The organism is Limosilactobacillus portuensis (assembly GCF_014838735.1).
In the GTDB taxonomy this organism is placed as follows: domain Bacteria; phylum Bacillota; class Bacilli; order Lactobacillales; family Lactobacillaceae; genus Limosilactobacillus; species Limosilactobacillus portuensis.
Genome location: NZ_JABUXQ010000004.1, coordinates 94,801 through 114,862, shown reverse-complemented (window position 1 = coordinate 114,862; position 20,062 = coordinate 94,801). Strand labels below are relative to the sequence as shown.

At 39.8% G+C, this 20,062-nt stretch carries 18 protein-coding genes, 2 tRNA genes and 2 pseudogenes; 4 read left to right on the top strand and 18 right to left on the bottom strand.

The window, feature by feature from the left end:
• The 3 genes and pseudogenes from HUK49_RS02310 to HUK49_RS02300 all read right to left on the bottom strand — a co-directional run.
• Positions 1-335: pseudogene (locus HUK49_RS02310) on the bottom strand (transposase); the annotation flags it as partial.
• 276 nt (positions 336-611) lie between these two features.
• Positions 612-683, bottom strand: a tRNA-Gln gene (locus HUK49_RS02305).
• Positions 684-689: 6 nt separating this feature from the next.
• Positions 690-761, bottom strand: a tRNA-Glu gene (locus tag HUK49_RS02300).
• A 178-nt stretch (positions 762-939) separates the two neighbouring features.
• On the opposite strand from HUK49_RS02300, the gene HUK49_RS02295 reads away from it, so the two are divergent.
• Positions 940-1,497, top strand: coding sequence for a PepSY domain-containing protein (locus tag HUK49_RS02295; protein ID WP_191912494.1), 558 nt, complete (start codon positions 940-942; stop codon positions 1,495-1,497).
• A gap of 289 nt (positions 1,498-1,786) precedes the next feature.
• On the opposite strand, the gene HUK49_RS02290 is transcribed toward HUK49_RS02295, so the two are convergent.
• Positions 1,787-2,614 carry a LysR family transcriptional regulator gene (locus tag HUK49_RS02290; RefSeq protein WP_191912493.1) on the bottom strand — a complete coding sequence of 276 codons (828 nt, stop codon included), beginning with the start codon at positions 2,612-2,614 and terminating at the stop codon, positions 1,787-1,789.
• A gap of 117 nt (positions 2,615-2,731) precedes the next feature.
• Between HUK49_RS02290 and HUK49_RS02285 the strand changes: the two genes are divergently transcribed.
• The 3 genes from HUK49_RS02285 to HUK49_RS11145 all read left to right on the top strand — a co-directional run bounded on the left by HUK49_RS02285 (position 2,732) and on the right by HUK49_RS11145 (position 4,745).
• The gene (locus tag HUK49_RS02285) at positions 2,732-3,733 is read left to right on the top strand and encodes an MDR/zinc-dependent alcohol dehydrogenase-like family protein (RefSeq protein ID WP_191912492.1); all 1,002 of its coding nucleotides are present in this window, start codon (positions 2,732-2,734) and stop codon (positions 3,731-3,733) included.
• Between the two features lie 256 nt (positions 3,734-3,989).
• Positions 3,990-4,310: a UbiA prenyltransferase family protein gene (locus HUK49_RS11150; protein WP_235980929.1), complete on the top strand. Its 321-nt coding sequence runs from the start codon at positions 3,990-3,992 to the stop codon at positions 4,308-4,310.
• 117 nt (positions 4,311-4,427) lie between these two features.
• Positions 4,428-4,745, top strand: a complete 318-nt coding sequence (locus HUK49_RS11145) for a UbiA prenyltransferase family protein (protein WP_235980928.1) — start codon at positions 4,428-4,430, stop codon at positions 4,743-4,745.
• 50 nt (positions 4,746-4,795) lie between these two features.
• Here HUK49_RS11145 and tpx read toward each other — a convergent pair whose 3' ends face one another.
• From tpx to rpmH, 14 genes and pseudogenes are all read right to left on the bottom strand, one after another.
• Positions 4,796-5,290: a thiol peroxidase gene (gene tpx, locus HUK49_RS02275; RefSeq protein WP_191912491.1), complete on the bottom strand. Its 495-nt coding sequence runs from the start codon at positions 5,288-5,290 to the stop codon at positions 4,796-4,798.
• Positions 5,291-5,359: 69 nt separating this feature from the next.
• Positions 5,360-6,721 (bottom strand): branched-chain amino acid transport system II carrier protein, encoded by a 1,362-nt coding sequence (brnQ, locus tag HUK49_RS02270; RefSeq protein ID WP_191912490.1) that lies wholly within the window; start codon positions 6,719-6,721, stop codon positions 5,360-5,362.
• Between the two features lie 362 nt (positions 6,722-7,083).
• Positions 7,084-8,088, bottom strand: a complete 1,005-nt coding sequence (locus HUK49_RS02265) for a DUF1002 domain-containing protein (RefSeq protein WP_191912489.1) — start codon at positions 8,086-8,088, stop codon at positions 7,084-7,086.
• A gap of 212 nt (positions 8,089-8,300) precedes the next feature.
• Complete coding sequence (lepB, locus tag HUK49_RS02260; protein WP_102168006.1) at positions 8,301-8,906, bottom strand: signal peptidase I; 606 nt, start codon at positions 8,904-8,906, stop codon at positions 8,301-8,303.
• A 75-nt stretch (positions 8,907-8,981) separates the two neighbouring features.
• The gene (gene murE, locus HUK49_RS02255; RefSeq protein WP_191912488.1) at positions 8,982-10,520 is read right to left on the bottom strand and encodes a UDP-N-acetylmuramyl-tripeptide synthetase; all 1,539 of its coding nucleotides are present in this window, start codon (positions 10,518-10,520) and stop codon (positions 8,982-8,984) included.
• Positions 10,521-12,428 carry an asparagine synthase (glutamine-hydrolyzing) gene (gene asnB / locus HUK49_RS02250; RefSeq protein WP_191912487.1) on the bottom strand — a complete coding sequence of 636 codons (1,908 nt, stop codon included), beginning with the start codon at positions 12,426-12,428 and terminating at the stop codon, positions 10,521-10,523.
• Between the two features lie 17 nt (positions 12,429-12,445).
• Positions 12,446-13,687, bottom strand: a complete 1,242-nt coding sequence (locus HUK49_RS02245; protein WP_191912486.1) for a carboxylate--amine ligase — start codon at positions 13,685-13,687, stop codon at positions 12,446-12,448.
• A gap of 149 nt (positions 13,688-13,836) precedes the next feature.
• Positions 13,837-15,735, bottom strand: coding sequence for a tRNA uridine-5-carboxymethylaminomethyl(34) synthesis enzyme MnmG (mnmG, locus tag HUK49_RS02240; protein WP_206705590.1), 1,899 nt, complete (start codon positions 15,733-15,735; stop codon positions 13,837-13,839).
• 10 nt (positions 15,736-15,745) lie between these two features.
• Positions 15,746-17,134, bottom strand: a complete 1,389-nt coding sequence (mnmE, locus tag HUK49_RS02235; RefSeq protein WP_191912485.1) for a tRNA uridine-5-carboxymethylaminomethyl(34) synthesis GTPase MnmE — start codon at positions 17,132-17,134, stop codon at positions 15,746-15,748.
• 187 nt (positions 17,135-17,321) lie between these two features.
• A pseudogene (locus HUK49_RS11140) lies at positions 17,322-17,414 on the bottom strand (R3H domain-containing nucleic acid-binding protein); the annotation flags it as partial.
• Positions 17,415-17,426: 12 nt separating this feature from the next.
• The gene (locus tag HUK49_RS02230) at positions 17,427-18,101 is read right to left on the bottom strand and encodes a Jag N-terminal domain-containing protein (protein ID WP_235980926.1); all 675 of its coding nucleotides are present in this window, start codon (positions 18,099-18,101) and stop codon (positions 17,427-17,429) included.
• Between the two features lie 284 nt (positions 18,102-18,385).
• Positions 18,386-19,216 carry a YidC/Oxa1 family membrane protein insertase gene (locus HUK49_RS02225; protein ID WP_191912484.1) on the bottom strand — a complete coding sequence of 277 codons (831 nt, stop codon included), beginning with the start codon at positions 19,214-19,216 and terminating at the stop codon, positions 18,386-18,388.
• A gap of 3 nt (positions 19,217-19,219) precedes the next feature.
• Positions 19,220-19,576, bottom strand: a complete 357-nt coding sequence (gene rnpA / locus HUK49_RS02220) for a ribonuclease P protein component (protein ID WP_098044945.1) — start codon at positions 19,574-19,576, stop codon at positions 19,220-19,222.
• Positions 19,577-19,706: 130 nt separating this feature from the next.
• Positions 19,707-19,841, bottom strand: coding sequence for a 50S ribosomal protein L34 (gene rpmH, locus HUK49_RS02215; RefSeq protein WP_191912483.1), 135 nt, complete (start codon positions 19,839-19,841; stop codon positions 19,707-19,709).
• Positions 19,842-20,062 lie beyond the last annotated feature (221 nt).

Below are 20,062 nucleotides of genomic sequence, written 5' to 3'. Positions count from 1 at the left end.
TCTGCAGCCGCTTTATAGTTATTGTTATGTTCAATTGTCCATCGGACAATCTGCCTCTTTTCATCAAAGGTTACTTTTCGTCCCATTTTTCTGACTCGCTTTCTCGTTGTCTGATTAACTCAGAGTTTGTCATTATTGTAACTGATAACCCATTGATGTAGTTGAGAAATATTTCTAATTTGATACTGCTGGAGAATTGCTTGATTAGTATACTTGCCAGAAAGATAAGCTTTTACAGCAGTTAACTTAGTCTCTAATGAGTACTTCTGATTATGCTTAGGTCTAATTAATCCCGCCAATCCAGCGAGTAGGAATTGCTTAATCCACTTACTCATGTTTGCTGGTCGGACACCATGGTAATCGGAGTACACCGTTAAACCATAATCCGATTTCTGATAATCATGAAGTAATTTAAGCTTTTCAATAGTTGAATAACTTACAATGCAAAACACCCCCTAGGATTCACACTTTTATTATTTAAAGTGTCAACCCTAAGGGGTATTGTACGAATACATCTAGTTTAATTTTAATATAATTACTATCCAAATTCATCTTTAGAAATTAAAAAAGACACCTGCTAAATCATAACGACTTAGTAGGTGTCTGCTGTATTGGGCTAGCTGGATTCGAACCAGCGCATGACGGTACCAAAAACCGTTGCCTTACCGCTTGGCTATAGCCCAATAAAGTGACCCGTGCGGGATTTGAACCCACGATACCAGCGTGAAAGGCTGGTGTCTTAACCACTTGACTAACGGGTCATACTATAACACAGCACAAATAATAATATCAAGTCTTTCTCTAAATTACAAGCATCTTTTTAAATTTATTTGCTTTTCAAATAACTTAAGAAATAAGTAAGAGTTGTCACACAATAATCTTCATTTTTATGGGATATTCTTAGGTTAATCGAAAATAACATTTAACTAGGAGGTTATTATGAAAAAACAATCATTCAAGAAACAACTCACTCATTTGCTAGCAGTTACTGTCTTAACCGCCAGTTCTCTAGGTGGTATCACTCTCATTGCAAGCCCAACCGTTTCTGCCGCTACCGTCTCAACCAGTAAAATTAAACTTAACGAAAAGGATGCCGTGAAAAAGTTCCACAAACAGTTTAAAAATACCAAGGTTGATGAGATTCAATTAGAAACTAAGGGGAATAAGTTTGTCTACGAAATTTCAGGTACTGATAATCAAAAAGAATATTCTACCGATATTGACGCAAAGTCTGGTAAAGTTACCAATACCAAGTCAGAGACGTTAGAAAACGGTGAGCAAAAAACTAACCTTGATTTAGATAAGGCTATTAGTCGGAAGCAAGCCAATAAGATCGCTGAAAAGGCCGCTAAAAAAGGCCAAGGGCAAGCCTGGACTCTTGAAAACGACAACGGCACCCCAGTATGGGACGTTGAAGTTGTGAACGGTCAAAAGTCAACTGAAGTTAAGGTTAACGCCCAAAACAAGAAAGTGATTAGCGTCGAAGCTGATGACTAATAAGTTTGGGACTAACCTTATTATTCCACATCAAATACTCTCTCCTTAAAAGGATAAAGTAAAAGACGCTCAGAAAATCTTTGACATGTCTCCTTAAGTTGAGAAATTATTAAAATGATAACAATAATAATTTAACTGGCTAAAATTTTTACCTAAAGCATTCTAAAGAGGTTGGAAAATAATTGATTTTCGAGTTTAAACAATTTGATTATGGAAAGTTATGTGTCGTAATTGGAGTCTTAGAGGTTACCTAAGACCGATTATATTGACCTTATTATTCCAGACTAGTCTAATCAGCTGCCGACAATTGTAATTGGTAGTAATTAATAAAGGCTTGAACACTTGCGCTACAATTTTTTGGATAAGCTAGTCCTACTCGAAAGCATTGATTAATTGTTGAGGGTAAATTAATAATTTTTAATTTTTTTATTTTCGAATCTTGAAAATATGTTGAAGATGGTAAGAGCATATACGAATCGATAGTTTTTAAAGTCATTAAAGCTGCTTGAACACCATTGAATAGTAGTTTTTCCTTATATGGAAGGTATCGCTGAACTTTTTTGCGAGCAATCGAAAAAGGATTTGAAGGAGTTAACTTAACTTCTAGCAATGTCTTATCAATTAGATCTTCTGGACTAATTGTATTTTCATTTTTGTTACGAGTGTTACTAGATACATAAACATTAAAGTTTAACTTTTCTTGTGGGACCCAGTTAAAGTTCATTGCGTCTTGTTGGAGAATATTACCAATATCAATTTGATGGTTCTTTAATGCATCTAGCATTGAATTTTCTTGTCTGTAAGAATTAATTATGATGTTAATGTTAGGAAAAGCTAGATTGAATTGGTTAATACCTCGTTTTGCATGTACATGTAGGAGGTAGGCTGCCGACATTTCTTTTAATATATTTTTAGCAATAGGAATAAGTTGTTCCGCTTCGGGCGTTAGGATCAGTTGGTGATAATTACGAATAAATAACTTATATCCCAATTGCTCTTCTAAATTTTTGATGGTCTTACTAATAGCTGGTTGACTAATAAACAGTTCTCTACTTGCTTTAGTGAAGCTTCTATCCTTTGCAGTAACTAGAAAACACTTTAATTGATTATGGTCCATTTATATCCCACTATAACTCTTTGTTATAGTGTAACATGACAAAGTGCTAGTTTACTTCCAAATAAGGGAAATAGAAAATAATAAGTGTAAATATTACTAACTTAGGGGGTAACGAATATGTTAAGAAAATCCGTCTATTGGCCCAAAGCAAAAGTGGCAAGTTATCATGAAGAAGAATTTGATTCATCTCTAAATGATGATGAGGTTCTTATTGCCAACCATTATTCACTTATTAGCCAAAGTAGCGAAAAAGAATGGCTAGCAAGTGACCGTTCGCATAGTGTTTTAGGAACAACCTTCCCATTAATCCCAGGTTATAGCGTTGCCGGCTACGTTTTTAAAGTCGGAGGAAAAGTAACTAATGTTAAATTAGGGGATAAGGTTATTGCTTCTCCAGAAACTGGACTCGGTGGTCACGCAAATTGGGTCATAACCAAAAGTAGAAATGTGTTTAAAGTAGCCAATAAAGTTAATTTAGATGACGCCGTTTTCTTTAATTTAGATGCTACAGGAATCTATTCTATTCACCGTGCACAACTTCAGCTGGGACAATCAATTGCAATTATTGGAGTCGGCGTGGTTGGCAAGGCAGCCCTTCAAACAGCAAAAGCAAGTGGCGCCTATCCAATTATTGCAATTGACCCTCGAAAAGAAAATCGACAATTTGCGCTTAGTCATGGTGCTGACTATGCTTTTGCCCCAGATGATCAAGCAATTCGAGAATTACTTATAAACTTAGATGACCATGGAGTCGACGTTGCACTTGACTGCTCCGGAAGTTTAGCAGGCATTAATGCAAGCCTTGATTATGCGCGTCCATTTGGTAAGGCAGTCTGGTGTTCTGGTACTCAAAGCTCACAAATGATAGACTATGGTAAGGTTTTCGTTAAAGAGCTTACAGTACTTGGCGCATTTATTGGTGATCAAAAATTAATTCAGCAATGTTACAGGGAATTTTTATTAATGTTAGAGAATCATCAGCTAGCTATTCCTGAGCATAATCAAATGATTTATGAACCAACCGATGAAAATATTAAGAACCTATATGGCCGCGTTCTAGCAGGAGAAAATCTGGGAACACCGATTTTCAAGTGGCGCAAAGACAATGAAAAGTTCTAAATGGCCACTATGAATCCATTAAATAAAAGTCTAGAATTACGATAACTCACCGTTTCTCTAGACTTTTTTACTATATAAAGGCGAAATCATGTCTTAGTAGTTTGATATTCTAATTTTGCTTACCCTTTGCTTTATTCTCCAAATTAGCTAATCACTAGTTTGGAGTTTTTCTTATGCATTATTTTATCAAGTATTGAACGGAATACGCTCAAATAGTCTTTAATTAATAAATATCAGAAAGGGGAAAGTTAAATTTATGGATATTCCAACCCACCTACAGCGATTCAATGCTCTTGTTCAAGCACAAACGACTGTCATTTCGGCACTATCTTACTTATTAGGTTGTGCCTTTACCTATTTTTATTATGATCACTTTAATACTGGCGATGCTGTTCCCCTCTTTATTGCGGCCATCTGTTTCTACCTTGCCGTTAACGATCATAACCAATACACCGATTACAGGAGGTTCTATGACAGTAGCTCAGTTTCGGAGAATAATATTATTGCCAAATTTAAAATTAGTCTTTCTTGGACCCGATTAATTATATTGGCAGTCTTGTTCTCATTTCAGCAGTAATTGGGATTTAAATTTATAACAGTTTCCAATTCGATCCCTTCTTCTAGCTGAAGGACCTTATTGTTACTCTGCTAGCAATCCTTGTAATTAGTAATGTCATGCTTGGAAATACTATTTATGACCAAGGATGAAAATATTCAAATCAGCAAACATACCCTTGTCTACTACATCGGTCGTTCTACAGCCATGAATGTTCTAATCGACTGCTACGTTCTTAGTTATATTATGATTGTCGTTGGGGTTGTCCTTCATTACTTACCAGCACTAACCCTGTTAAGTCTCGTTACCCCCCCCATCGTTTATCAACGAATTAAAGTTTTCGTTCAACATCCCAATAAAATGACAACACTCTTTAACATTCTGATTAGCCTTCAATTAATCTCAGTTAGTGAAATTCTTTTCATAATTGTCGGCATTATCATTAAAGTCATATAAGGAATACTTAAAGGTCCCCTGATAAAAGTTTATCAGGAGACCTTATTCTTTTATAATAACTTCTTCAATTCAGCTAATGCTTGATCATAGTCGGGTTCATCAGTCAATTCTTTAACGATTTGACGGTATGCTACTTTGCCATCCTTATCCAGGATCCAAACGGAACGAGCCAGGACCCCTTCATCCGGGATCAGCAACTTAGATTCGTAACCAAAGGATTCCTCCCTGTCAGATACCAGCTGCATATTTTGTACACCCTCAGCCGCACACCACTTTTGTTGTTCTTCAATGGTATTAGTTGAGATCGTTAGGAAGTTAACATCCGGGAATTGATCCATTGTTGAGTTAAACTTCTTTGTTTGAATACTACATACTGGAGTATTGATGTTAGGAACAACACTTAATAACGTTACCTTCCCAAGTAATTGCCGAGTCTTGATCTTGTCATGGTTCTTATCAAAAACCTTAAAGTGTGGAAACTCATCACCAACTTCTGGGGGATTACCAACTAGTTGTCGCGGTTCACCATTAATTGTGATTTCCATTGTTCATCTACTCCTTACTTCTTTTAGTTGAACCTAGTATAACTAAATTCGGCTAAAGATTCATTTATTTTAGCTCTCCAATTTTCCCTGTCGCTTTCGAACTAAACGAATTCCAATCCCAATAATAAATCCAGCAACAGCAAACGGAATCCACGAGAAGCCCAGCGAAAATAGCGGAAAATATTGGTGAGCAAATGAAATCATTGTTTGAGCGATTGGTGTCTTTTTCAATCCCATTGGTAAATTATTTACCAAATCAAAAACAGCTGGAATAAAAGTTAACCCCGTCGTGACTCGATAAACAATTGGGTCAGTCTTAAATAGCGGTGACGTTATTCCCAAAATCGTTAACGTAATCGCCAAGGGATAAAGGAATACCAATACCGGAGCAGACCAGGCAATAATATTATCTAGCCCTAAGTTAGCTACTAGAAATGAGAAAAGGCAATTAAACAGCAAGAACACCCTGTATGAAATCCGCGGAAATAATCGGTGAAGGTCCTCCGAAAAGGCAGCTGCGAGTCCCATTGCCGTTGTTAGACACGTTACGGAGGTCAGGGTCGCCAAAAGTGCATCCCCGATAAAGCCCATATAGTAGTGGGCAACCTGCGCTAGTGTCGTTCCCCCGTTATCCGCAACTTTAAACTGATGAAGACTGGTTGCCCCAAGCCAAATTAGACAAATGTAGATTACGGCAATTCCCATAATCCCAATTGTCCCGCTCTTGGCCGTGATCCATGAAATTTTCTTCGTATCCGTAATCCCTAATTCCTTAATTGCACTAATTATTGCAACCCCAAATGCAAGGCATCCTAAAATATCCATTGTGTTATATCCTTGGAGAAAGCCGCTTGCGAATGCATGATTCGCATATTCTGCCATAACCGGTGTCGTCTGGGTGTTTCCCATCGGGCTGATAAAAGCAAGGAAGAAGATAATAAACAAAAGAACTAAGAAAACTGGGTTAAGAATTTTCCCAATCAAATCCGTAATTTTAGCCTCAGTAACGGTCAAGCCAAAAACAATTGCAAAAAAGATTCCCGTATAAATCAATAATCCAACAACATTACCACTTGCAGAAATGTGGGAAGCAAAACCAATTGTATACGGAACGGTAGCAGTCCGGGGCATCGCAAATAGCGGCCCTAGAGTTGCCTGAACTAGGATAAGAAAGATTAGCGCATAGTAGTGCCCATTAGGTCGTGCCAGGTCATAGATACCGTTAGAGCGGGTGATGCTAATCGCTAATAACGCCATTAACGGTAACAAAACACCAGAAATTAGGAAGCCACTACTCGCACCTAACCAGTGAGCCCCCGCTAATTGACCTAAATGGACCGGAAAGATTAAGTTTCCCGCACCGAATAAAACACCAAAAATTAAGGACGCAATGACGATTGTTTGCCGCCCCGTGATCTTCGTTTCTGTCATTTTTTATTTCCCCCAAAATAAATCACTCTTAATCATTAACGATTGAAAAAAGCGTCCTTTAAGCATTAATGCTTAAAGGACGCCAGAGCGTGTTACCACCTTTAATTTACAATTATTATCACTAATAATGTCTCATTCCGTACATAAATACGCTGACGCTGTAACGGGCGCTCCCGATCAGGACTTCACTTCGTCGCCCTGACCACTCATAGGTTACCTTCACCTAAAACCAGTCATCCCCGCTTGCACTCATTCAGGGTCGCTAATACTGACCAGTAAAAGGTTACTCTCCTACTCATTGTGTTTTTAACCGTTAACTACCGGTTATTAATATACAGAAGCCGTTCCTGTTCGTCAATCCTTTAGTTGAAAAATCCTTGAATCCAGTTCACAAAGCGTTCCCACCAAGATTGAGCCTGTTGCTGGGCAGCTTTACCATCCTTTGAATTTAAGAACTGCTTTGCTTTATTCATCATATCGCCCGTGGAATTCTTAACATTGTTGATCGTATCAGTAACGTGAGAACTATAATCCTTGCTTGAACTGATTGGTGCATTATTGAATTGGACCAACGCATTAATAATCGTGGTTGTGTGGTTCTTGGTTTCGTTGTAAATATTTTGCTTCTTTAGGTTTTGATTTAGGATATTTTCAATTTGAACCTGGGTTGGCTGCTCCCCTTGCCGCTTTTGCTTATTAATTTGTTTAGTTGTGTCACCAACCGCAGCCATTAACTTTCCCGGATAACTACTATCGTTCTTGTTGGCATCAATTGCATCATTAGTGGCACTTAACATCTGGTTGGCTGATTGGGTATTTTGATTGTTTAAGTTAATTCCATCCTCACTCAGCGCCTTGTATACTCCCGTAAGTGCTGATTCTCCAGATACCGGACGATTAGCCGAGACTGTAATTGTCACATCCGTTACTCCGGCCATTTGCGCTACCATCGCATATTGCTGAGCGGTCACCTTGGTAATATTACTCTGACCATTAAATTTCTTAACGTTCACTTTTACTCCAGATCCAGGATCGGTTGGCACAATTGATACTGAACTAACCATTGCTGCGTTAGTTGTCGAATCGTTAGCGTTAATATACTTTTGGTAATCGCTAGCGGTAGCTGTAAGCGTTGTGAAATCATTGTTAACACCCAGAATATTACTCAGCTCATCCTTATCCGCAGCCCCCGCACCATAAACAACATATGACTTATTCAATGTATGCGTTTGGGTAGAAGAAGTAGAACTGGTTCTTGTTGCTACCTGGCCATCCGCATGAACAATAACCTGGGAAACAGGAGTCGCTGCTAAGGCCATTGTTAACGTCGATGTTAATAGAATTGTTGATAATTTTTTTGAACGCATTGTTATTCTCCTATTAGGCAAAGCTAGGAATTAACTCGCCCTCTTTAATATTTCAAAGATAGTAGGTAGAACTAAACAAGCTAGTTCGATCCCCTTTTCTTACTTCAATTAGGATAAAAAAACTGTCCTAAAAATACTAGTCTTTCACCAGAATCTTTAGAACAGTTTATGAATTTTTACTTTTTCTAATTCAACTAGGTTGGTACTGCGCTTTAATTTGCCCAGTAATGCTTCCACTCCTGGTTGACGTTATACCGAGTTGTGGCAGTTCCAGTCCAAGAAGGCACCTTAACAACACCATCGATCTTGCTCTTTGGTACGAATCCCCAATAACGACCATCATTAGAAACGCTCCGGTGATCACCAAGAACAAAATATTGACCTTTTGGCACCTTTGTTGCACCACTATCTCGTAGCCAGTTATTTTGAACTGAGATACTCTTTAGTGTCCAATTACCGGTCCCAGAAGTCCGTTGGGTATTGTTAATGTAATTTTGGTTAACTTTTCGTCCGTTAACATAAATATTACCATTTGCGGAACGAACAGTATCACCAGGAACACCAATTACTCGCTTAACATAGTCTGTCTTGGTAGCTACTTGCGGATCTACTCCGTTAGCATCAAAGACAATGACACTCCCACGATGGATCTTTGCGGTTTTTAAACAGAAAACCCGTTCATTATTTTGTAAGTTAGGCAACATTGACGGCCCATCAACCCGCACAATTTGGAATAAGAATTGTTTGATCAGCAAGGCGATTAACAACCCAATCACAATTGGGATTACCCAGCTCATCGTTTGACGAAATGCTTTCATTACCTATTATCCCTCGATTTCAAAATCATTATCAAGCTAAGAAAAGTTTACCATAAAAGTAATTATCATACTCAACTATTTATCATACTCTTTCATTAGCTTTTGTGACAATTGATAATCGCCAACATAAGGAATATCTCGTCCCTTTTCGTGCATGAATTGTTCTCGACCCTTAGCAGCCATAAACATTGCATCGCCAGGTTTGGCCATCTCAAATGCCTGCTTAATTGCTGCCACCCGATCAACATTAATAATTACCTTAACGTTTGGGTTAGTAATATGCTCCTTGATCGCTTCATCAATGTGATGCGGATCTTCAAAGAAGTTATCTTCGCTCGTTAAAATTGCAACATCAGCATATTCAGAAAGTGCCCGACCAATATCTTTTCGGCGTGATTCTGCTTTACCACCAGCAGCACCGATCACAACGATCAACCGGCCATTAGGATACTCATGCTTCATAAACTTAAAGCTTTCGGATAAACTCAAGTAATTATGAGCGTAATCAACACAGGCAACCATTCCGGCATCATTCTTCAAAAATTCCATTCGACCTGGGACCTTAGTTTCCTTCAATCCCTGAGCAAAATCACTAGTATCATCCTTAAGTTGCGCACTCACCGTAATTGCGGCTAACGCGTTACTGTAGTTAAAGTGTCCCGGAATCATGACGCGGAATTCACCAGTAACTTCAGGCAAGTTATCATTATGCGTTGATACGTCAAAGTAACCATGGTCCTTGCCATGATAACGATAGTCTGCATCGCTTTCGTCACTACCGAATGTAATCAACTTTTTCCCTAATTCATGGGCTTTTTGAGCTAGTAATTCGTAATAGTCCATATCCCGATTCAAAATCACGGTATCACTATTCACGATAATCTGACTCTTGCACCACAAATAATCGTCAAAGGTTGGGTGTTCCACAGGACTAATGTGATCTGGAGAAATATTCAAGAAAACCCCGATATTAAAGTGAAGGCCATAAACCCGGGACTTCTTATATGCTTGGCTAGAAACTTCCATTGCCAAGTACTTCATCCCGTTATCAACAGCTTCTTTCATCATTCGAAAAAGATCCAATGATTCTGGCGTGGTTAGGTGAGCTTCAATAAAGTTTTTACCATCTACACATTCATCAATCGATGAGAATTGTCCCACTACCGGACCAAACTCGTGAGCCAAAATATGACGAGTAAAGTAAACCGAAGTGGTCTTCCCCTTAGTCCCCGTGAAGCCGATTAATTCAAGTTTTTCATCAGGACAACCATAGAAATGACGAGCAACCACTGCCATCGCCTTCTGAACATCAGTAACAATAATTTGTGGCGTTGATTGCGCTTCTTGATCTAACTTGTCAGTATAAACAAGCTCTGAGATCGCTACAGTTGCCCCTTCCTTAATGGCACTTGCCAAATATTCAGGATTAAACTTTAACCCCTTACAGAAAAACAGGGTGCCATCACTGACTTTCCGCGAGTCATAGGATAGGTCGGTAACTTCAGCGCGAGCCGCTTTTTCTGGCACGGTATAATACCAGTCACCGTCAATAATGATTTCCTTATAAAGACCATTTTCTTTGAGTAAATCAGTGATTTCCTTTAGTGTGAGCATTTATTCAGCCACCTCGTCAAGTTTCTTAACTTCTTCAGGGATAAAGTCGTCGATAAAGTATTGCTTGTACCATACCAAGAAGGTGTAAATAGTCCAGATCTTCCGTCGACCATCAATCTTGTCGTTAAAGTTATCATCAAGCAACTTCAAAATCTTATCTTGATCAAAGAATTCCTTAACAAAGTCTTGTTCAAAGAGTTCACGAACTTCTTCGTAGTACTTCTTTTCTCGTAACCATGCCCGAACCGGAACTGGGAAGCCCATCTTTGGCCGCGTTGCCCATTCTTCTGGAAGGTGACGGTTAGCGGCCATCCGGAAGGCCCACTTGGTTCCGTGACGGTTGAAGAGGTACTTGGTTGGTGTATGACCAGCAACCCGCATTACTTCACGATCCAGTAACGGTACCCGAAGTTCGAGTGAGTTAGCCATACTCATCTTATCCGCCTTCAAACAAATGTCACCAGGCATAAACTTGTGAATATCAAGGTATTGTTTCTTGGCAACTTCATCAATATCCTTGTCTTCAACATTCTTTAGAATTGGATCGATGATGTCATCAATCGTTGGTCCGCAATTATACTTCTCTTGAAGAACATCAGCTGCTTCTTCTGGCGAGAAAATGTAGGCTTGACCGATAAACTTGGATTCACGAACTGGAGCTAATGCCCGGAACATGTGTAATTGACCGTGGAAGTGCTTGCCATCAAGCCACTTAGCAATCTTGTACCGCTTTTCTTGAGGCAATTCACGAAGCTTGTCAGTAAACCACCGAATCAGCATTGAATTAGAGTTAAATCCGTAATCGATGTAACCCGCGAATAATTCATCAGCCCCTTCACCAGAAAGCATCGCCTTGTAGCCATTTTCCTTGGCAAGGCGAGTTAAGAAGTACAACGGAATAACTGATGGATTTGAATCAGGTTCATCCAGGTAGTACTGAATTAATGGGAATGTATGGAAAGCTTCCTCGTTTGTCAGCTTAGCATCGGTATTCTTTAAGTTAAGCTTAGCAGCTAATTCCCGCGCTTGCTTAGTTTCATCGTAGGTACTATCAAACCCAATTGAGAATGTATTATCTGGCCGCATCATTGCAGTCACGTAACTAGAATCAACCCCTGCCGAAAGGAATGAACCAACCTTGATCCCCTTATCAGCAAATGAGTGGGCCTTAACCGAATCCGTTACGATATCTTCAATGTTATCGACTGCCTTATCGAAGCCTTCATCTTTAGGATCAAAATCAGCATCCCAGTATTCCTTCATATTGAATTGGCCATCTTGATAGTGGAAGCAGTGTCCTTCTGGCAACTTGTAAATTCCCTTGAAGAATGTTTCCTGAGTTGCTGAATACTGGAACGTCATGTAAGGTTTTAAGGCGTTCTTATTTAGCTCCTTGTCAAAGTGCGGGTGATCAATAAATGCCTTAATTTCAGACCCAACAAAGAAAGTCCCGTTCATCTTCCCGTAGTAGAGTGGCTTAATCCCAAAATGATCCCGGGCACCAAACATATCCTTGTTTTTAAAGTCCCAAATTACGAAGGCAAACATTCCCCGAAGACGTTTTAGGACATCGTCACCCCATTGTTCATAACCATGCAAAATTACTTCGGTATCGGCATGGGTTTTAAAAGTGTGACCTAAGTCGATTAATTCTTCCCGTAATTCCTTAAAGTTATAAATTTCACCATTAAACTCAATAGCCATACTATTGTCTTCGTTAAAGATTGGTTGATTACCACTCTTAACGTCAATAAAACTTAACCGCCGAAATCCAAGGGCAACATTTTCATCTACGTATTGGCCCTCTGAGTCGGGTCCCCGGTGAATAATCCGGTTCTTCATTTTACGAATTAGGCTATCTTTAACCTTTGGATCTTCGTTATCAACGAATGCTACAATTCCACACATATTAAATACTCCTTTGCTTAACGTTGGACAAAGTATTTTTGATAATTTTTATTAATTAGCCAGAAAGAATAATGCATTAACAAACGTTGTTTTAAACTATCATTCTTGTCAAAGGCAGTCGTTCCCCACTGTCCTGCCTCCAGTAACTTCTTGGCCTTTTCCTTATACTCGTTTTCTTTAGCATACTGATAGAAAACTTTCTTCGGTGCATTCAACCATAACTTGTTTCCTTCAGCATAATCGGTACCAGTGAACGGCTTATGATCAATTACATCATCAACCACATACTTAGCCAGATTATAGCCATTTAAAGTACAGTAGTAACTACTCCGGCCTTGGCGAAGATTGATTTCAAAAATCTTAAATTGCTTATCCCGCCGATCGTATTTCATATCAAAATCAGCAAAACCAACGTACTTTACTTCTTCCAAGAACTTTTGAATCGTCTTGTAAATTGCCATGTCTTTTTCTGGCAAGATTACCATGTAGTTACCAACCGCAACTGGCGATGGATCTTCTAATAACGGGTGTGCAAGACTAATCATCCGAACATTATGGTTAGAATCAACGTAGGCATTGACAGTCCGCATGTTAGAGTCATCACCAGGGATAAAGTCCTGCGCAATCATCTTCCCGGTATAACCAGCCTTGTAAATCTTAGGCATCAGTTCATCAAACTGCTCACGACTATCTAAAACATAGGCTTTCTTCCGTCCCTCGAACTGAACGTCAAGCCATTCCACACTATCAGAAGGCTTTAGGGCAATTGGAAAATCAAATGGTAATTCAATCGCCTTACCAGATTCAACTTCTTCTTTAGTAATAATCTTCGTCTTGGGGTATGGTAAACCGTACTTTTCAGCCGCTTCATAGAACGTTTCCTTCGTCCCCAGCTTATTAAACAAGTCTGCATCAACATACGGACAAATAAAGTGTTCCTTTAATTCATCCAAGTGTTTAGCAATTAATTCAGTATAACCATCCCCACAAGAAAGAAGCAGGTATTTCTTCTTCGGATCAAGGTTAACTGCAATTTTACGCATTGTTTCAATGAAGACCGGATCTTCATTGAACCCTTCAATAACATGAACATCCACTAACTTGGTATAGCGGGTTGGCGCCATATGCATTACCCCATAGGCAATACTCTTAATACCATATTGTTGATAGAATGACCGTGCCATTCCGTAACAATTAAAATCTGTCCCTAAAAGGATTGGTTGAAAATCCTGACGGGTCTGATTAACTTTTTCACTCATCTCTACTTGCCTCGTTTGCTTTTTAAATCAATCTTCAGTATAGCGATTCTCAGAATGTTTGTAAATGGAATAAAGTGAGGCGTAAGTCAAATTTAACTTTAACTTCGTCTCACTTCATTTTCTGTAATTTAATTTCCCGGGAAATAATCTTATTTCCGAATATAAACACTTAAAATCGCTAAGTCGGCAGGATTGACCCCACTAATTCGTGAAGCTTGAGCGAGCGTTTCTGGGCGAATTTTCTCAAGCTTTTGCCGTCCCTCAGTTGCCAAGCCATCGATCTTTTCATAATCAATATTGGCAGGAATCCGCTTTGCTTCCATTCGCTTTAACCGGGCAACCTTTTCTTCTTCCTTCTTAATATAACCGGCATACTTTAATTGAATTTCTACTTGTTCAATTACATGACGATCGAGCTTTTCAGCTGGAGCCGGGATAAACTTCATTAACGTTTCATAATCAACATATGGACGTTTAATAAAGTCAGCCGCTGTAATCGCATCCTTCAACCGATTATCACCGTGTGCTTCAATAAATTGGTTAACTTCATCGTTATTTGGCTTAAGCTTTTCATTCTTTAACCGAGCAATTTCATTTTGAACCTGCTCTTCCTTCTTTTGCATCTTAGCGTAGCGTTCATCACTTACTAAGCCAATTTCGTGGCCTTTTCCCATCAACCGGAAGTCGGCATTATCATGACGAAGAATTAAGCGATATTCCGCCCGACTAGTTAATAGCCGATATGGTTCCTTAGTCCCCTTAGTTACTAGGTCATCAATCATTACCCCAATGTAAGCATCTGACCGCTTAAGGATAAATGGTTTTTTGCCAAGAGCTCGTAATCCAGCATTGATTCCGGCAATCAGCCCCTGACCAGCAGCTTCTTCATAACCTGAAGTTCCGTTAGTTTGTCCAGCTGTATAAAGGTTCTTAACCAGCTTTGTTTCTAGGGTTGGATGAAGTTGGTATGGGGCAACGACATCATATTCAATTGCGTATCCAGGACGCATTAATTGAGCATCTTCAAGTCCCTTCACAGAATGCAAAATCTTTTGTTGAATTTCTTCTGGCATGGAAGTTGATAATCCGTCAACATACCATTCATCAGTATCCCGGCCTTCTGGTTCAAGAAAGATTTGGTGACGACTCTTATCCGCAAACCGAACAATCTTATCTTCAATTGATGGACAATACCGTGGACCAACACCTTTAATTACCCCAGAGAACATTGGGGCCCGATCAAGATTATCCCGAATTAATTTATGCGTGCCTGGATTAGTATATGTCAACCAGCAAGAAATTTGCTCACTTAATGGTAGGTAGTGATCATCTGGTGTATCAAAACTGAAGTGATGAACTGTCTTATCACCAGGTTGTTCCTCAGTTTCGTCATAGTGAATCGTATTTCCGTTAATCCGTGGCGGTGTCCCGGTCTTAAATCGCTCAAGATCAAGACCTAATGATTCCAGGTTTTCAGAAAGTTTTACTGCTGACTTAGAATTATTTGGTCCTGATTCGTACTGGAGTTCACCGATGATAATCTTTCCTCGTGCTGCTGTTCCCACGGTTAGAACAACTGTCTTAGCGTGGTAACGAGCACCAGTGTTAGTAATTACTCCTTTACAAACGCCATCCTCAACAATTAATTGATCAACAGTTGCTTGTCGAAGATCTAGGTTTGGTTGCTTCTCAATTGTTTCCTTCATTGAACGGTGGTAAGCGTGCTTGTCAGCTTGTGCCCGTAATGCTCGCACGGCAGGTCCCTTCCCGGTGTTAAGCATTCGCATTTGAACATATGTCTTATCAATGTTATGTCCCATTTCGCCACCAAGAGCATCAATTTCTCGGACCACGATTCCCTTAGCTGGTCCCCCCACGGAAGGGTTACATGGCATAAATGCGACCATGTCAAGATTAATAGTGACTAAAAGGGTTTTATTCCCCATGCGCGCAGCAGCAAGGGCAGCCTCACTTCCCGCGTGACCAGCACCAACGACAATTACATCATAGTTGTCGCTATCGTACTGAATTGCTTCGCTTGTTTGCATTTTCTTCCTCCTACTTTCCTAAACAGAATTGACTAAAGAGTTGATCTAGTAGTTCATCTTGGTAGCTATCGCCAGTAATCTCACCAAGCAAGTCCCAGCAACGCGTCATGTCAATCTGGACTAAATCAACGGGCATCCCCGCAGCAATCCCTTTCAGCACATCGCCAAGAGCATCATCTACTTGGTGTAATAGCCCAATGTGACGAGCGTTCGTTACCATTACACTGTTTTGATTATTTTCAATTCCTTCTTCAAAGAACATCTTGCTAATGGTCTCACCTAGCTGACTCATTCCCTCGTTCTTAACGATTGATGTTTCAATCAGCTTATCGCTTCCAACTAACTTCTGCAATTCATTTCGATCAACCTTATTCGGCAAATCGGTTTTATTTAGAATTACAATCCGTTGCTTATCCTTAGTTGCTTCCAAAAGTTCCCGATCCTCAGCGGTTAACTCTGTCGAATTATCAATTAGCAGTAAGATTAAATCCGCAGCGTCCAGGGCTTTTCGGCTTCGTTCAACCCCGATCTTCTCAACCTGATCATTAGTATCCCGAATTCCAGCAGTATCAATTAACTTCAGCGGTACCCCATCAACGTTAACGTATTCTTCAATTACATCACGAGTAGTTCCAGCAACGTTAGTAACAATCGCCTTATCTTCGTGCAATAGTGAATTTAGCAAACTAGACTTACCAACATTTGGTCGTCCAATAATCGCAGTAGCAAGTCCTTCACGAAGAACCTTTCCCTGCTTTGCCGTTTTCAGCAACCCTTCAATCCGTTGACGAATTTCCGTAGCCTTCTCTTTCAGCATTTTCGTTGTCATTTCTTCAACGGCATCATATTCAGGGTAATCAATATTAACTTCTACCTGAGCTAAAACATCCAGAATATCTTTCCGTAACTTTCGAATTAAGTGGGAAAGATTCCCATCAAGCTGATTCAAGGCAACCTTCATTGATTTATCTGTTTTGGCCCGAATTAAATCCATAACGGCTTCTGACTGCGATAGGTCAAGCCGTCCATTTAAGAATGCCCGCTTAGTAAATTCACCTGGTTCGGCCATTCGTGCACCATAGCTCAATACCAACTGAAGGATCCGGTTCGTTGCAAGCAGCCCACCATGGCAATTAATTTCAACTACATCTTCACAAGTGTAGGTATGAGGGGCCCGCATTACCGAAACCATTACTTCATCAACTTCTTCATCACTATCGGGATCAATAACGTGTCCGTAGTTAATAGTATTAGTCTGTACCTTACTCAGATCCTTACCCCGATAAATTTTCTGTGCAACAGGGATTGCATCATCACCGCTAATTCGAATAATCGAGATTCCTCCTTCACCAACTGGGGTCGAAATTGCCGCGATTGTATCATTATCAGTATTGGCCACCGTCCAGACTCCTTTCTAATAAAAAAAGTGCCCCCACGTCATCCACCAATAAGCTTGGTAATCACATGGTCAAAGCACTTTCACTACTTTAACAAGTATCTTAAATTGTATAACCGCAATTATTTTAATTTCATCACGTTAAAATGTCAAATAAGAAATTTCACCCTTTGATAAGCCTGCAAGCAGCCTAGTTTTTCGGTGCAATTACAACGCTCCGGTATGGCTCGCGTCCATGAGAATAAGTCTTAACATGATCATTTTCCTGCAGTTCTTGATGGAGCTGTTTTCGTTCTCAAGCAGGCATTGGATCCAAAAAGACTGCCTGACCAGTTGAAACAACTTCCATTACAGAACGTTCTGCCAGCTGGCGCAATGATTCTTCACGTCGTTGTCGGTAATTCGCTGTATCTAAAATCACCATTGTCTTCTCCGCACCATGATAATTCATAAAGGCGTTACTTAACTGTTCCATTGCATTAATCCGCCGACCATGATGACCAATAATGCGCCCAGACTGCTCACTTTGCAAATCAATTTTTACCTCATGAGAACGAACGTCGCTCACAACTGGTTTAACTTCAATCCCCAAGTTTGCAAAGACGTTCTTTAAGTAATCCGCAAGCTCCTGACTAACTTTTTCCACCCGCTTAACGTTTTCTTCGTGGCGGCGTTTCATTTCAGCAGGATCAACTTCACGGTCTGATGTTGATTTATGATGAATTTTTGATTGCTGCTGAGCCTTAATTTGCTGCTTTGCTTTTTGGTGACCGTGATTTTCTTTATCGTTATCTTTCTTTTGGGCCTTTTTTATAGATACTTCAATGATCGCTTCTCGACGACCAATTCCTAAGAAACCATGACGCGGTTGTTGGATAGTTTTTACTTCTAACTGATCTACTGCTACCCCAAGTTTCTTACTAGCAGAGGCAACTGCTTCCTCAACAGTTTCTCCTGTATAACGTCCCATTCAATTTCATCTCCCAAAAATAAATACTCGTTTTATTTTACAACAGAACTATAAGTCGCGACAAATCTACTCTAAAAAGAAAATGACTGAGACATAAGTACTTTTACCAAGTTCAAATACGAACAGCGCGGTACGCAAATGGGTTCCAGTGTCCGGTATAACCGAACTCTGGAACCCTATTTGCGCTCGCGGGGGCGTGAAAACGAAGTCATAAATGACTTCTGTCACGCTCCCTCTTTCGTTAATGTTTTCTAAACTTAAATTAAGTCTAATCGTGGAAAATACTACTTCCGACGACTGCTGTATGCACGGCGTTTTGCTTTTTCAAGTTTGCGCTTTTTTGCCTTTTCTTGTTTCTCCTTCGCTTCTCGTTCACGGCGAATCTTAAATGGATTTTGCAACAAGAGAGTTTGAACTACCTGGAAGGCGTTTGAAACTACCCAATACAAAGTAATCGCGGAAGAGAATCCTAATGCCATGAAGAATACCATAATTGGCATAAACCATGTCATTGCGGAAGTCATTGCATTTCGCTCAGGCATTGAGGCCATTGATAACCATGAACTTAAGAAAGTAAATAGGGCCGCCAGAATTGGCAAAATATAGTATGGATCTGTGTGTCCTAATTGAAGCCACAGAAATGTCCCATGCCGTAATTCTGGTGTCCGCCAAATAGCTTGATAAAGAGCCCACATGATTGGTAATTGGATAATCATTGGTAACATCGAAGCCCAAGGATTAATTCCCGCTTCCTTATAAAGCTTACTGGTTTCTTCCTGCATCTTCACCATGGATTCACGATCCCGTGATGAGTACTTCTTTTGGATTGCCTTCAGCTTAGGAGCTAACTCCTGAGTTTTCAGCATTGACTTCGTCTGGTAGAACATCAATGGCAAGAGGAGGACCCGAATAATGATAGTAAAAATAATGATCCCCATACCATAGCCACCACAATTATTTGATAGCCAAATGATAAACCGAGAGAAGTTATAAACTATGTAGTGATCCCACAAGCCAGTACTATGACTTGTAACTGGCTTATTTGAGCAAGCTGCAAGAAAAAGCGTCAAACTTCCAATTGCAGCAAGACTTAGGACACGCTTTACCTTTTTCATTGATTAACGATCCTCACTTTTCTCTTCTAATAGATGTGCCCTTTTAAGAGCATGGACAAGGTTTTTCTTTGTTTCCGCCATTTCCAGTCCATCTGCAGCTGGACGAGCAATTACTAAGAAATCCACGTCTTGCCGTAGATAAGGTTTTACTTCAAGAAGTGTTTGGCGAATCCGACGTTTAACCCAGTTTCGGTGAACTGCATTTCCAATCCTTTTCCCTACGGAAATACCAACTCGAAAATGCTTTTGACCTGGTTTTGCCATTTGATAGATGACAAATTTATGGTTGGCAACAGAATTATGAGTTTCAAATACCCGTTGAAACTCACTTTCCTTTTTTACCCGATATGATTTTCTCATAATAATGTAGATCTCCAGCCTTAACTAAATATAAAAAGGGCCGGACATTGCAGCTCCAACGAAACGATAGCTCGTCAAGCTGACTGCCCTGCCCTTGCAATAAAAAAAGCCACTATAAAAGTGGCCGTAATTATGCAGATAATACTTTTCTGCCCTTTTGACGCCGACGTGCTAATACCTTACGGCCGTTACTGGTGCTCATACGCTTACGGAAGCCATGGACACGTGCATGGTGACGCTTCTTTGGTTGAAACGTGCGCTTCATACGATGCACCTCCTATTCAATCTGAATGGTTTGGTTTTTATAGTCTAAAAAGACGATCTCTTCAAACATACTCTGGAAGTATAACATACTTTTCTCAAATATTAAACGTGAAATTTTTTTAGATTTTTTTGTTTATCCACAGAAGCGTAAAAATAATCCACAGCGTTGTGTATTTCTCATTCCTGTGGATAAGTTATTAACCGTGATTTCACAGCATTTTT

Coding starts and splice junctions, on each gene's coding strand:
- lepB (WP_102168006.1), bottom strand. CDS start 8,906: ATGAAAGCATTTCGTCAAACGATGAGCTGGGTAATCCCAATTGTGATT.
- rpmH (WP_191912483.1), bottom strand. CDS start 19,841: ATGAAGCGCACGTTTCAACCAAAGAAGCGTCACCATGCACGTGTCCAT.
- tpx (WP_191912491.1), bottom strand. CDS start 5,290: ATGGAAATCACAATTAATGGTGAACCGCGACAACTAGTTGGTAATCCC.
- murE (WP_191912488.1), bottom strand. CDS start 10,520: ATGCTCACACTAAAGGAAATCACTGATTTACTCAAAGAAAATGGTCTT.
- HUK49_RS02225 (WP_191912484.1), bottom strand. CDS start 19,216: ATGAAAAAGGTAAAGCGTGTCCTAAGTCTTGCTGCAATTGGAAGTTTG.
- HUK49_RS02285 (WP_191912492.1), top strand. CDS start 2,732: ATGTTAAGAAAATCCGTCTATTGGCCCAAAGCAAAAGTGGCAAGTTAT.
- mnmG (WP_206705590.1), bottom strand. CDS start 15,735: ATGCAAACAAGCGAAGCAATTCAGTACGATAGCGACAACTATGATGTA.
- HUK49_RS02230 (WP_235980926.1), bottom strand. CDS start 18,101: ATGGGACGTTATACAGGAGAAACTGTTGAGGAAGCAGTTGCCTCTGCT.
- asnB (WP_191912487.1), bottom strand. CDS start 12,428: ATGTGTGGAATTGTAGCATTCGTTGATAACGAAGATCCAAAGGTTAAA.
- HUK49_RS11150 (WP_235980929.1), top strand. CDS start 3,990: ATGGATATTCCAACCCACCTACAGCGATTCAATGCTCTTGTTCAAGCA.
- rnpA (WP_098044945.1), bottom strand. CDS start 19,576: ATGAGAAAATCATATCGGGTAAAAAAGGAAAGTGAGTTTCAACGGGTA.
- HUK49_RS02245 (WP_191912486.1), bottom strand. CDS start 13,687: ATGAGTGAAAAAGTTAATCAGACCCGTCAGGATTTTCAACCAATCCTT.
- brnQ (WP_191912490.1), bottom strand. CDS start 6,721: ATGACAGAAACGAAGATCACGGGGCGGCAAACAATCGTCATTGCGTCC.
- HUK49_RS02295 (WP_191912494.1), top strand. CDS start 940: ATGAAAAAACAATCATTCAAGAAACAACTCACTCATTTGCTAGCAGTT.
- HUK49_RS02290 (WP_191912493.1), bottom strand. CDS start 2,614: ATGGACCATAATCAATTAAAGTGTTTTCTAGTTACTGCAAAGGATAGA.
- HUK49_RS11145 (WP_235980928.1), top strand. CDS start 4,428: ATGACCAAGGATGAAAATATTCAAATCAGCAAACATACCCTTGTCTAC.
- HUK49_RS02265 (WP_191912489.1), bottom strand. CDS start 8,088: ATGCGTTCAAAAAAATTATCAACAATTCTATTAACATCGACGTTAACA.